Genomic DNA, 12,719 nt, shown 5'->3' with positions numbered 1-12,719 from the left:
AAGTAACAGGGAGTGAGAAATCACTCCCTTATTTTTGATGTTCAGGTAAAAAAATGAAGAATATCCTCGCTATCCAGTCCCATGTTGTTTTCGGACATGCGGGCAACAGCGCCGCCGAATTTCCCATGCGCCGTCTTGGCGCGAATGTTTGGCCGCTGAATACCGTTCAGTTTTCTAACCACACGCAATATGGTAAATGGACCGGCTGTGTCATGCCGCCCAGCCATCTGACTGAGATTGTCCAGGGGATTGCGGACATTGGCCAGTTAGCGCACTGCGACGCCGTACTTAGCGGTTACCTGGGATCTGCCGAGCAGGGAGAACACATTCTCGGTATTGTGCGCCAGGTTAAAGCAGCAAATCCGCAGGCAAAATATTTCTGCGATCCCGTGATGGGGCATCCGGAAAAGGGTTGTATCGTGGCGCCTGGCGTCGCAGAGTTCCATGTGCGTTATGCGCTACCCGCCAGCGATATTATCGCGCCTAACCTGATTGAACTGGAAATTCTCAGCAAACATAGCGTGAATAATGTGAATGACGCCGTGCAGGCGGCGCGAGAACTGATTGCTCAGGGGCCAGAAATTGTACTGGTAAAACATCTCGCCCGCGCCGGTTACAGTTCAGAACGCTTTGAAATGCTGCTGGTGACAGCGCAGGAAGCCTGGCATATTAGCCGTCCGCTGGTGGATTTCGGCTCACGTCAGCCGGTTGGCGTTGGCGATGTCACCAGTGGTTTATTGCTGGTCAAACTTTTGCAGGGTGCGACGTTGCAGCAGGCGCTGGAGCACGTTACGGCGGCAGTCTATGAGATTATGATCGCCACCAAAACGATGCAGGAGTACGAACTGCAGGTCGTGGCGGCCCAGGACAGGATCGCTAACCCTGAACATTACTTCAGCGCAACGCGGCTGTAATTATTGCTGCTAAAAAGAGGCCGGATGGCGGTACAGCGAGCTATCCGGCAACATGACATTAATTCAGTCCTTCCGCTTTAAGCGCTGCCGCAACGGTCGGTCTTTTTGCGACACGCTGCATATAACTTTCAATATGCGTTAACCCGTCCATATTCAGTTTTACGCCATAGGCCCAACGCAATACGGTAAACAGATAAGCGTCTGCAATGGTAAAACGCTGGCCGCAAATCCACTGGTCGTCTGAAAGCGACTCATCCACATACTGCAATTTCTTTTCCAGACCGGCGCGAACGGCGGGTTTAAGTGTTTCCGGCGTGTCAGGGCGGAACAGCGGGGTAAAGCCTTTATGCAGTTCCGTTGCAATATAGTTGAGCCATTCCAGCGTATGATAGCGAGCAAGACTACTTACCGGCGCCAGAAGCTGGCGGTCGGGAACGCTGTCGGCGAGGTACTGCATAATGGCGACGCCTTCAGTCAACAGTGTGCCGTCATCCAGCAGCAGAGCCGGAACCTGTCCTTTAGGGTTGACTGCCAGGTAATCATCACCGTTTTCCAGGCGTTTTTTTGCGAGATCGACGCCATCAAGCGTAAAGTCTTTGCCAATTTCGCGCAGGGTAATATGGGAAGCAAGAGAGCAGGCACCCGGTTTGTAGAACAGTTTCATCGGTAACTCCTTTTTGCTGAGGTTTAAAGTATGGTAGTGCGGGGACGAGCAAAAAAAAAGCCGCTAACGCACAGTTAGCGGCCTGAATGTTGTTTCCCGGAAAATTAAACTGTAGCGGCTTTAGAGCCTTTTTCAGCGGTATCATCGTCCTGGGTCATACGGTTCAGCTTAGGCGCTGTCAGCAGCATCAGGACGGCGATAACGGCGGTTGCTATGCCAATCTGCATAAATACGCGACCATAGACTTCCAGGGACATCAGTGGGTCAGTCACGTCGCTCGGCACAGCCATCAGGTTGGCGACATAACCGCCGATGATGTTAGCGCCTGCCGTTGTCAGGAACCAGCTACCCATGATGAAGCCCATCAGACGCTGCGGAACCAACTGTGCGACCATTGCCAGTCCCAGACCGGAGATCATCAGCTCACCGATACTTTGCAGGCCGTAGCTTGCGATCAGCCAGTTTACGGATACGATGCCGGCATCGTTCGCAAATTTGGCGCCCAGCGGCAGAATCAGGAACGCGCCGGAACACAGCACCATACCAATGGCGAATTTCATCGGCATCGGCAGCGTATCGCCCATCCTGTTATAGATAGCGGCCAGAATCGGGCTGCCGATAATGATCCAGAATGGGTTCAGCGCCTGATACTGTTCCGGTTCGAACGCGATACCGAGAATAGAGTGCTCGACGTTACGAATGGCAAAGAAGTTCAGCGACGTCGGCATCTGGCTGTACAGTACGAAGAAGATAATCGCCTGCAGCATCAAAATAAAGGCGACGATCATTTTACGGCGAGCCGCGCCGTGCATGGAAAACGCTTCTTTACCGAAGATAATGACGATGCCAAGAGCGATTACGCCCAGCACCATACGCGCGATATCCTGGTTGTGCAGCAGCCAGGTGGCGACCGCAATCAGAACGACAATACCCACGATTGTCAGCAGCAGATTACGGAAGTTGATCGGTTCAAAGTCGGGTTTGGAACCGTAGCTTTTCACCCAGCGCTGGCAGAAAGCAAAGTTAACGACGGTTATCAGCATACCGACGACGCTAAGCGCAAACGCGGTGCTCCAGCCATAACGCGCCGCCAGCCACGGCGTCGCCAGCATAGAGAAGAAGGAGCCGATGTTGACGGACATATAATACATCGTAAATGCGCCGTCGAGACGCGGATCGTCCTTCGCGTAACAGGTAGACAGCAGGGAAGACGGGTTAGCTTTAAACAGACCGTTACCCACAGCGATAGCCGCCATGCCCATATAGACGATGCCAGCGTCATGACCAGACCATGCGACCAGCGCATAACCGATAGCCAGCACCACGGCACCCAGCATAATAACGCGTTTGGTGCCCAGAATTTTATCACCTAACCAACCGCCAATGGCGACCAGGCCGTACACCAGCGCACTGAAGGAAGAGAAAAGGGTGATGGAATCCGCTTCTGACATACCCAGTTGTTTTACCAGGTAGACGGCCATAATGCCTTGCAGGCCGTAATAACCAAAACGCTCCCATAACTCTATCGAGAAGATGAGATAGAACGCCTTCGGTTGTTTGAAAGCGTTCAAACTGACGCTTTCAGTTGGTTTTTTGTTTGCAGTAGACACTTTTACCTCTTTTTTACGCCCCGTATTAACAGGGATTGTCTGGCGCGTGATGAGTCAGACTCATCCGTCCGATTGTTATATTGGAGGGGAAACGGCAGGTAATGTTCACTATCTTTCCTCTCCAGACAAGAGCTTTGTAATAATCTGTTACATATAACTCTTCTGGTTGAATCGTCCGATGTCAGAAATGTTATCCAGCGTTAAATTTCTTCATTTGAAGAATGGCAGATTTTTACACTGCAAAAAGGCCATTAGTTTGGGTGAAAGGCGATATCTTCTGCTATTTAAGGTGAAAAGCAGTGATATAGGCCATTATCTGAAAAAATGGCAGAGTAATGTTTTGTAGTGAAAACGGGGCGTCAGTCTATCCGGTTGTAAATGTAACCTTAGATGTCATTAAATTTCACATGAAGTTATCAAAGTGATCCTGATCACGGATAGATAGAAATTTTTGCGATTAAAAAAATGATTAACCTGACGTGAAGGGAAAACGAAAGCACATTACATCAGAAAAAGGACAGAGGCTGGAATGATTGATGGCTAAAATAGATCCAGGCCGAAGGTAGGAGCGCGCTGGCGTGACGGACGCGCTCCGACCATATCAAATATCGACTTTTTCTTTGTATTCACAAAGGTCTTCAATGAGGCAGGAGCCGCAGCGGGGTTTTCGGGCGATACAGGTATAGCGGCCATGCAAAATTAACCAGTGATGGCAGTCCACTTTGAACTCATTCGGCACCACTTTTAGTAACTTCTCTTCTACCTGCTCGACATTTTTACCCGGTGCGAACTGTGTTCGGTTGCATACACGAAATATATGCGTATCAACGGCGATGGTCGGCCAGCCGAAGGCGGTATTTAGCACCACGTTAGCGGTTTTACGCCCCACGCCGGGAAGCGCTTCCAGCGCCGCCCGATCCTCCGGCACTTCGCCATTATGCTTGTCCAGTAAAATACGGCAGGTCTTAATCACGTTTTCCGCTTTACTGTTAAATAAACCGATGGTTTTGATATAGGATTTCACGCCTTCTACGCCCAGTTCCAGCATCGCGGCTGGCGTATTGGCGACCGGGTAAAGTTTGGCGGTAGCCTTGTTCACGCTGACGTCGGTTGCTTGCGCGGAAAGCAACACGGCAATCAGCAACTCAAACGGCGACGTGAAATTGAGTTCCGTTGTGGGGTGCGGATTGTTGTCGCGCAGGCGCGTCAGAATTTCCAGCCTTTTTGCTTTGTTCATCAGACTTTCCCTGTTTCACCTGCCGGAACAGCGGAAGGCACGGTTTCGGCGCGGCGTTTCTTCATTTTTTCATCAATAAGATATTTTACCGCCAGCATGAGCCCCAGGCCGATAAACGCGCCTGGCGGCAGCATCGCCAGCAGGAAAGGCGAGTCGGTGTGAAATATCTCGACCCGTAATACTTTTGCCCAGCCTCCCAGCAGGCTATCCGCGCCATCGAAAAGCGTACCATTCCCGAGGATCTCGCGCAGCGAACCCAGCACGAACATCGCACCTGTCGCGCCCATGCCGATGGAAAAACCGTCCAACGCGGAAAGCCACGGTCCTTTTTTCGCGGCAAACGCTTCGGCGCGACCAACAACAATGCAGTTCGTTACAATCAGAGGAATAAAAATCCCTAAAGACTGATACAAACCGAACGCATACGCATTGATCAGCATCTGTACTGCGCTTACCACCGAGGCAATGATCATGACGTAAATCGGGATACGGATTTCTGCCGGCGTCCAGCGACGTAGTGCGGACACCGTAAGGTTGGTCAGCGTTAATACCAGCGTTGTGGCCAGACCCAGCCCCAGAGCGTTGGTTGCCGTAGACGTCACCGCCAGTAAAGGGCACAGGCCAAGTAGCTGCACCAGAGCAGAGTTATTTTTCCATAACCCCTGAACAACAATGTCTCTTATTTCGCTCATGGTTATTCTCCACAGGCGGTTAAATGGGGGAGCTGAGCGGGCAGTGATTCGGCGTACAGCCCGGCGCGTTTAACCGCATTCACCACGGCGCGCGGCGTTATTGTCGCCCCGGTAAATTGATCAAAATCACCGCCATCCTTTTTCACCGCCCAGTGCGAATCATTTTCACCGCTGATGGTTTTACCGCTAAAGTGGGTAATCCAGTCAGACAAACGGCGCTCAATTTTATCACCTAACCCTGGCGTCTCATGATGTTCCGTCACACGCGTCCCCAGGACGGTACCGTTGAAATCTGCGCCAACAATAAGCTGGATTGCGCCGGAATAGCCATCTGGCGCGGTGGCCTCAATGATGGCCGCTACGGGTTTATCATCCTTGCGAGCGATAAAAACACGGTGTGTGCCTTTGCCGAGGGCGGGCGCATCGACCAGATAACAGCTCTCTTGCAGATTATTATTGTAACGATCTGGCGGCAATACCTGATCGAACAGGGCATGTTGTTGTTGCAGCGCTTGTTCGTGGATGGTTGATTTTGTCATCTGATTAATCACCGCGGTCAATCCCGTAGAGCCTGCGGCAAAAAGCGCCAGCGTAATACCGTGTTTACGAATCGTTTTCAGCATGGTTTATCCTTTGCGATGTCCATAGACGCGGGGGCGCGTGTAGTAGTCGATCAGAGGAACCGTGATATTCGCCAACAGGACAGCAAAAGCAACGCCGTCCGGATAGCCGCCGAAGCTACGAATCAGCCACACTAATACCCCAGCCAGCGCGCCGAAAATTAAACGTCCACGGTTGGTCGTGGAGGCGGTAACCGGATCCGTCAAGATAAAAAATGCGCCCAGCATGGTGGCGCCTGACAGCAGATGAAGCTGCGGCGAGGCCAGCGTAGCGGGCGAGAAAAGCCAACCTAACGCGGCGCATAGCGCCAGCGTGAGCAGAAAACTGACCGGGATATGCCAGCGGATGGCTTTTTGCCACAGCAGGAATACGCCGCCGACAAGCCAGGCGAGGTTAACCCACTGCCAGCCCACGCCAGCCAGCGCACCGCTGTATATCGGGTACTGCATGATTTGCTCAACGGAGTGCCCGGCGCGCAAGGACGTTTTAAACGTATCCAGCGGCGTCGCCTGGCTGATACCGTCAATACCGATACGTAGCAGCGTCATATCGCCGCCGCTGGCGGTATGCCCGGTAAAAATCATCCGCAACGTGTCCAGCATATCGGGCGTTGTTGCGGCTATTTCATAAGGCGGCAACCAGCTTGTCATTTGCACCGGAAAGGAAATTAATAGCACCACGTAACCGATCATGGCCGGATTAAAGGGGTTTTGTCCCAGCCCGCCATATAACTGTTTAGCGATAATAATGGCGAATCCGGTTCCCAGCACGACCATCCACCAGGGCGCGAGCGGAGGGATGCTGACCGCCAGCAAAAGCCCCGTCAATAACGCGGAATAATCCTGCAGGTGACTGGCGACCGATTGTCTGCGCAGCCTGAGGACAATGGCTTCCGCGACGAGCGCCGTGATAGCAGCCAGAACGATCTGGAAAAGCGTTCCCCAACCAAAAAACCACGTCTGCGCGGCAATCCCCGGCAGAGCGGCGATTACTACCAGCAACATGATTCGCGATGTCTGACGCTGGTTATGGGTATAAGGCGAGCTTGCGATTCTGAATACCATTTAATCCTCGTTAACAACCTGCTGCTGTGCTGCTTTTTTTGCCTGAACGCGGGCGATAGCCGCAGCAACCGCGGCTTTACGCGGGTCGGCCGGTTCGGCAGGTTCGCTTCCGGCCTGCTGCTCCTGCTTACGGGCTTTGGCGCGGGCGATGGCCGCTTCCACCGCGGCTTTACGCGGGTCGACCGCTTCGGCAGGTTCGCCTCCGGCCTGCTGCTCCTGCTTGCGGGCTTTGGCGCGGGCGATAGCCGCTTCCACCGCGGCTTTGCGCGGGTCGACCGCTTCGGCAGGTTCGCTTCCGGCCTGCTGCTCCTGTTTGCGGGCTTTGGCGCGGGCGATAGCCGCTTCCACCGCGGCTTTGCGCGGGTCGACCGCTTCGGCAGGTTCGCTTCCGGCCTGCTGCTCCTGTTTGCGGGCTTTGGCGCGGGCGATGGCCGCCTCCACCGCGGCTTTGCGCGGATCGACCGGTTCGGCAGGTTCGCTTCCGGCCTGCTGCTCCTGTTTGCGGGCTTTGGCGCGAGCGATAGCCGCCTCCACTGCGGCTTTACGCGGGTCGTCGCCGGGTATCGCGCTGTCAGCCACCGGATGAGCGGCTTGTTTAGCGCGCGCTTGCGCTTTACGCGCTTCACGGGCCGCGATGACGGCGCTATTGTCTGGCAGACTACCCGCCTGAATAACCACCGGTTGCGTGGCCTGCGCCTGTTTCTCTTTTACCCGCGCCAGCGCAGCGGCAATGGCATCCTGATCTTTTGCCGCTGGTTGTACCGCTGCGCTCTTATGACGTGCAAGGCGGGCGGCTTTTTCACGCTCCAGTCTTGCCTGACGAGCCTCAAAACGTGCTTTGGCTTCGGCGGCGCGTTTTTCTTCAAGCCTGATAGCATTAATCTCCGCTTTTTCCTGACGGAAATATTGGACGAGCGGAATATTACTGGGGCAGACCCAGGCGCAGGCGCCGCATTCTATACAATCAGCAATATGGTGAGCGGTAGCCTTGTCATGCTGCTGCCCTTTGCTGAACCAATAAAGCTGCTGCGGTAAAAGGTCGGCAGGGCAAGCGTCAGCGCAAGCGCTGCAACGAATACAGCTTTTCTCTTCCTGAGGCGCTCCCATTTCAGTCACGGATGGCGCCAGCAGGCAGTTGGTGATTTTTACGACCGGTACGTCAAGCCAGGGAAGGGTGAATCCCATCAACGGGCCGCCCATGATGACCATCTGGTCAGCGGAAGGGCAGAACCCGGCATCGTTAAGCAAATGACGAACGGGAGTGCCGAGCCGCGCCCAGACGTTACCCGGGCGGCTTACCGCTTCACCCGTTAAGGTGACGACGCGTTCTGTGATCGGTTCGCCGTCAATCACGGCGCGTTTAACGGCATACGCCGTACCGACGTTTTGCATCAGCACGCCAATATCAGAGGAGCGCCCGCCGTGGGGAACCTGTTTTCCCGTCAGTATTTGGGTGAGCTGTTTTGCGCCGCCGGAAGGGTATTTGGTTGGGATCACACGTAACGAAATATCGTGAGCGTCAGCCAGTACGGCGCGCAGCATGGAAATAGCCTGCGGTTTGTTATCTTCAATGCCGATTAATACCTCACGCGGTTGCAGAATATGCGCCAGGATGCGAATACCTTCCACAATCTGCGCGGCGCAGTCCTGCATCAGACGATCGTCCGCCGTAATGTAAGGTTCGCACTCTGCGGCATTGATAATAAGCGTGGTGATTTTATCGCCGCCGCCCTGCAATTTAACGCCGGTGGGAAACCCTGCGCCGCCAAGCCCGGCAACGCCATACTGATGAATGCGTTCAATGAGCGCTTCACGGCTGTGGGCGCGGTAATCAGACCAGCCATCACGCTCAATCCAGCGGTCCTCGCCGTCGGCATCAATGATGACGCTTAACTCCGCCAGCGCCGAAGGATGTGCCGTCGAGTGGGGGGCAATAGCGATAACCGTCCCGGAGGTGGGCGCGTGTACCGGCAGCATTCTCCCACGTCCACGGGTAAGCGCCTGGCCGCGTAGCACGCGATCGCCGACGCTAACGCACAGCTCGCCCTCAGCGCCAATGTGCTGTTTTAAAGGGATAACAAAGCGCGGTGCTAAAGGCACCTGGCGCAGCGGCGTGCCGTTTGACTGGGACTTCATTTCGGGCGGATGAATACCACCGTCGAAATCCCAGATTTTATCTTTTCTGAAAGCGGAAAATAGTTTAAGCATGTTGTTCCACGGGAATGATGCGAACGGGAATGGTGTTCAAATCCCATTTCCAACTGTCGGGCGTCTCATTCACCGGACGTAATTCGATGCAGTGCGTCGGACACGGATCGACGCACAGATTACAGCCAGTACAGAGATCGCTCATGACCGTGTGCATGGCGCGCGTTGCGCCAACGATGGCGTCAACCGGGCAGGCCTGAATGCATTTTGTGCAGCCAATGCAGTTATTTTCATCAATAACTGCCAGCATACGTACTGGCGCGGCCTGCTGTTCTTCACCATCGCATGGTTGCGGCTCTACGTTTAGCAACTCTGCCATTTTCAGCATGACGGCTTCGCCGCCGGGCGCGCAACGATTGATTTTCTCGCCCTGGAGACCCACGGCTTCGGCGTAGGGGCGACAGCCGGGATAGCCGCACTGACCACACTGACTCTGCGGCAAAATCGCATCGATTTTTTCAACAACCGGATCATCTTCAACCGCGAATCGGCGGGAGGCATAACCCAGAATGGCGCCGAACACCAGGCCCAGAAGGGTCAGGGCGCCAACGGCAATCCAGATAGTATTCATTACAACTTCACCAAACCACTAAAGCCCATAAAGGCCAAAGACATTAATCCTGCGGTAATCAATGCTATCGCGTTACCACGAAAAGGGGCGGGCACATCCGCCACGGCAAGGCGTTCGCGGATGGCGGCAAACAGAACCATCACTAATGAAAAACCGACGGCGGCGGAAAATCCGTACAGCGCCGACTGAAGAAAGTGATGACCGAGATTAATATTCAGTAACGCTACGCCCAGAACCGCACAGTTAGTGGTAATCAGTGGTAAGAAGATGCCTAACAAGCGGTATAACGCCGGGCTGGTTTTCCGCACAACCATTTCGGTAAATTGCACGACCACAGCAATGACGAGGATAAAGGCCAGCGTCCGCAGATAAATCAGATCCAGCGGAATAAGTATCCAGGTGTCGATAAGCCAGGCGCATATCGACGCCAGCGTCATGACAAAGGTCGTCGCGAGGCCCATCCCCATGGCGGTTTCCAGTTTTTTGGATACGCCCATAAAGGGACAAAGGCCCAGGAATTTGACCAGTACAAAGTTATTGACCAGTACAGTTCCGACAAAGAGCAGCAGGTAATCAGTCATGTTTCGGCCTGAAATAAAAAAGCCGCCTATTATCTGTCAAACTACTACAGGCGACAACAGGTTAACTGTAGGGTTATTACGGATTAACAAACGTTGTTTTAACGCGCGCTGAACGTTTGAGATAAGGCACAATGAGCGCCGTCGCCAACAGTGGGAAGAGTAACTGACGCACGGCAAAGGCATCTGAGACGGGCGAAAAGGCAAATGCTTTAACCGCCAGTAACACCGACACCAGCAGCCAGATAATGTAATGCTTCGGCACGCAGCGTCTGCGTTTGAAGAATGCGATCGTCAACCACAGGGTATAGTACCACATGGCGATAGCGGTAATAAATGAAATGCCCCATAGCAGTAAATTACCGGTTTCCTGTCCGCTAAGCGTCTTGAACGTTTGCGGTGTGGCAAGCGCCATAACGTAGAGTAATAACGCCAGCGAGGCGCTCAACAACGCGACTAACAGCCAGGCTAACGGGCCAAGAAGCCAGCCTCCAATTCGTTGTGGCGGTGTTGTAGTCATATCTTCTCCGGGGTTACGCGCGTTAACGGTCATGCCGCTCATTTTGGGGCAAATATTATAAGGTTTTTGATGTTAAACGCTACTTTCTTTATTGCACATAGCGCCAGACGGATTGCGGAACCTGACCTACATCAAACAGGCGTCCTCCGGAAACCAGTTCGGCACGGCGGTGATCTGCAGCGCGATACATATTAACAATGTCCATGTCATCAGTAAGGGTATAGTTAAGGTGGTCGAACAGTTTTTCCAGACTTTCGAGCGAACTAATTTTGCGGAATTTTAATAGATAATCCTGAACGGTCATATAAAGTTGATCCATATTAAATATAATGCCAACGGAGTAGTCACTGATAAAAAATAAACAAAACCGCACCAGTGAGAGGTCAGGGGTGCAGGTAAAAAGGGAATATTCTTACCGGTAAAGAGTCAGGCGCCACATGGCGCCTGGGGCGAAAGGTTAACGCGCTTTCCTACAACAGGCAATAAACGTCAGACCAGATAGGACATATTTCGTTTTTTTTGCCGGTTTTTGACTTTTCTTTGCACCCCCCGGGGCGCCGCTTACCGTACCACGCGAAAATGCCTTTACATTATCTGACGCTTACTTCTTCTGGACGGAAGCCGTGGGCTCTGGTGGTTGGTAATTGTCAATATGGTTGGCAATACCTAAAAGAATGACTGAGATAACGAGAACTATCCACCCAGTTAATTCAATAAGACGATTCATTATTGACGACATTTGCTTTGATTTATCCATAAACACAGGGGGTAAATGTTACTTTCCTGGCGAACGGTCGGCAAGAGGGAGGGAAACGTTTTCAGCCTCTGTTCTGTAACAAGTTAATCATTTGATGCTACGTTGATGGTCAGGACGCTATTGCGGCTAATCGCACGATGGTGTGGAATAGCGATATCTAAAACCGGAGGCAGTGAGATGAATGATAAAATCCGCGTTGGGTTAATCGGTTATGGCTACGCCAGTAAAACCTTTCATGCGCCCTTAATTATGGGAACGCCAGGGCTAGAGCTTGCGGCGGTATCCAGCAGCGATGAAACAAAAGTGAAAGCAGATTGGCCGGCGGTTTCCGTGGTCTCTGAGCCCCGACATTTATTTAACGATCCGCATATCGACCTGATCGTGATCCCGACGCCCAACGATACCCATTTCCCGCTGGCGAAAGCTGCGCTGGAAGCCGGTAAGCATGTGGTGGTTGATAAACCCTTTACCGTGACACTGTCACAGGCGCGAGAATTGGATGCGCTTGCGCGGAGCACTGGTCGGGTACTTTCCGTCTTCCACAACCGACGCTGGGACAGCGATTTTTTGACGCTGAAGGCCTTGCTGGCGGATGGCGTGCTCGGCGAGGTGTCCTTGTTTGAATCCCACTTTGATCGCTTCCGTCCCCAGGTGCGCGACCGCTGGCGCGAGCAAGGCGGGCCGGGAAGTGGTATCTGGTACGATCTGGCGCCGCACTTGTTGGATCAGGCCATTCAACTTTTTGGCCTGCCGGTCAGCATGACGGTGGATTTAGCGCAACTGCGTCCGGGCGCGCAATCTACAGATTATTTCCACGCGATTTTATCCTACCCCCAGCGCCGCGTGATTTTGCACGGTACGATGCTGGCCGCGGCGGAATCCGCGCGATACATCGTTCATGGTTCGCGCGGTAGCTATGTAAAATATGGCCTCGATCCCCAGGAAGAACGGTTAAAAAACGGCGAGCGTTTACCGCAGGAAGACTGGGGATATGACATGCGTGACGGCGTATTGACCCTGGTTGAGGGAGAAACGCGCAAAGAAGAGAACTGGCTTACGTTGCCGGGTAACTATCCGGCATATTATGCCGCTATCCGCGATGCGTTAAACGGTAACGGTGAAAATCCCGTGCCGGCAAGCCAGGCGATTCAAATTATGGAGTTGATTGAACTGGGCATGGAATCGGCAAAACATCGCGCGACGCTGTGTCTTGCCTGAGATGTCGCATTTCTCCGCCTGGGATAGCATTAAACCGCAGGCGGAGAGAGGGCGTTAGCATCAAT

The 12,719-nt window shown here is 53.3% G+C and carries 14 protein-coding genes; 2 read left to right on the top strand and 12 right to left on the bottom strand.

The features are described from left to right. Nucleotides 1–53: 53 nt before the first annotated feature. Complete coding sequence (gene pdxY, locus QEN32_RS11780) at nucleotides 54–914, top strand: pyridoxal kinase PdxY (protein ID WP_000789736.1); 861 nt, start codon at nucleotides 54–56, stop codon at nucleotides 912–914. Nucleotides 915–972: 58 nt separating this feature from the next. Here pdxY and gstA read toward each other — a convergent pair whose 3' ends face one another. From gstA to blr, 12 genes are all read right to left on the bottom strand, one after another. Next, nucleotides 973–1,578 (bottom strand): glutathione transferase GstA, encoded by a 606-nt coding sequence (gstA, locus tag QEN32_RS11775; RefSeq protein ID WP_000765727.1) that lies wholly within the window; start codon nucleotides 1,576–1,578, stop codon nucleotides 973–975. Nucleotides 1,579–1,682: 104 nt separating this feature from the next. Beyond that, nucleotides 1,683–3,188, bottom strand: a complete 1,506-nt coding sequence (gene dtpA / locus QEN32_RS11770; RefSeq protein ID WP_000100911.1) for a dipeptide/tripeptide permease DtpA — start codon at nucleotides 3,186–3,188, stop codon at nucleotides 1,683–1,685. Nucleotides 3,189–3,789: 601 nt separating this feature from the next. Then, entirely contained in the window at nucleotides 3,790–4,425 is a 636-nt protein-coding gene (gene nth / locus QEN32_RS11765; protein ID WP_001030318.1) for an endonuclease III, read from the bottom strand. Continuing rightward, the gene (locus QEN32_RS11760) at nucleotides 4,425–5,117 is read right to left on the bottom strand and encodes an electron transport complex subunit E (protein WP_001649594.1); all 693 of its coding nucleotides are present in this window, start codon (nucleotides 5,115–5,117) and stop codon (nucleotides 4,425–4,427) included. The genes nth and QEN32_RS11760 overlap by 1 nt, the downstream gene beginning before the upstream one ends. Nucleotides 5,118–5,119: 2 nt before the next feature. Further along, a complete protein-coding gene (rsxG, locus tag QEN32_RS11755) occupies nucleotides 5,120–5,740 on the bottom strand; it encodes an electron transport complex subunit RsxG (protein ID WP_265322136.1) in 621 nt (206 codons plus the stop codon). Between the two features lie 3 nt (nucleotides 5,741–5,743). Next, complete coding sequence (gene rsxD / locus QEN32_RS11750; RefSeq protein WP_114051654.1) at nucleotides 5,744–6,802, bottom strand: electron transport complex subunit RsxD; 1,059 nt, start codon at nucleotides 6,800–6,802, stop codon at nucleotides 5,744–5,746. Further along, nucleotides 6,803–9,010, bottom strand: a complete 2,208-nt coding sequence (rsxC, locus tag QEN32_RS11745) for an electron transport complex subunit RsxC (protein WP_265322135.1) — start codon at nucleotides 9,008–9,010, stop codon at nucleotides 6,803–6,805. Beyond that, the gene (gene rsxB / locus QEN32_RS11740; RefSeq protein WP_001092600.1) at nucleotides 9,003–9,581 is read right to left on the bottom strand and encodes an electron transport complex subunit RsxB; all 579 of its coding nucleotides are present in this window, start codon (nucleotides 9,579–9,581) and stop codon (nucleotides 9,003–9,005) included. The genes rsxC and rsxB overlap by 8 nt, the downstream gene beginning before the upstream one ends. Next, a complete protein-coding gene (gene rsxA, locus QEN32_RS11735) occupies nucleotides 9,581–10,162 on the bottom strand; it encodes an electron transport complex subunit RsxA (RefSeq protein WP_000133179.1) in 582 nt (193 codons plus the stop codon). Before rsxA ends, rsxB begins: the two co-directional genes overlap by 1 nt. A gap of 76 nt (nucleotides 10,163–10,238) precedes the next feature. Continuing rightward, the gene (locus tag QEN32_RS11730) at nucleotides 10,239–10,679 is read right to left on the bottom strand and encodes a DUF2569 domain-containing protein (RefSeq protein ID WP_000214061.1); all 441 of its coding nucleotides are present in this window, start codon (nucleotides 10,677–10,679) and stop codon (nucleotides 10,239–10,241) included. An 88-nt stretch (nucleotides 10,680–10,767) separates the two neighbouring features. After that, nucleotides 10,768–10,983, bottom strand: coding sequence for a transcription modulator YdgT (gene ydgT / locus QEN32_RS11725; RefSeq protein ID WP_000217946.1), 216 nt, complete (start codon nucleotides 10,981–10,983; stop codon nucleotides 10,768–10,770). A 297-nt stretch (nucleotides 10,984–11,280) separates the two neighbouring features. Beyond that, nucleotides 11,281–11,406: a division septum protein Blr gene (gene blr, locus QEN32_RS11720; RefSeq protein WP_001708800.1), complete on the bottom strand. Its 126-nt coding sequence runs from the start codon at nucleotides 11,404–11,406 to the stop codon at nucleotides 11,281–11,283. A gap of 207 nt (nucleotides 11,407–11,613) precedes the next feature. Here blr and QEN32_RS11715 point away from each other — a divergent pair, with 207 nt between their 5' ends. Next, nucleotides 11,614–12,654 (top strand): oxidoreductase, encoded by a 1,041-nt coding sequence (locus tag QEN32_RS11715; RefSeq protein ID WP_000998242.1) that lies wholly within the window; start codon nucleotides 11,614–11,616, stop codon nucleotides 12,652–12,654. The last annotated feature ends 65 nt before the right edge of the window (nucleotides 12,655–12,719 follow it).

The organism is Salmonella sp. SA14318, from assembly GCF_029866905.1.
Lineage (GTDB): Bacteria > Pseudomonadota > Gammaproteobacteria > Enterobacterales > Enterobacteriaceae > Salmonella > Salmonella enterica.
This window is presented reverse-complemented; position numbering and strand designations above follow the sequence as displayed.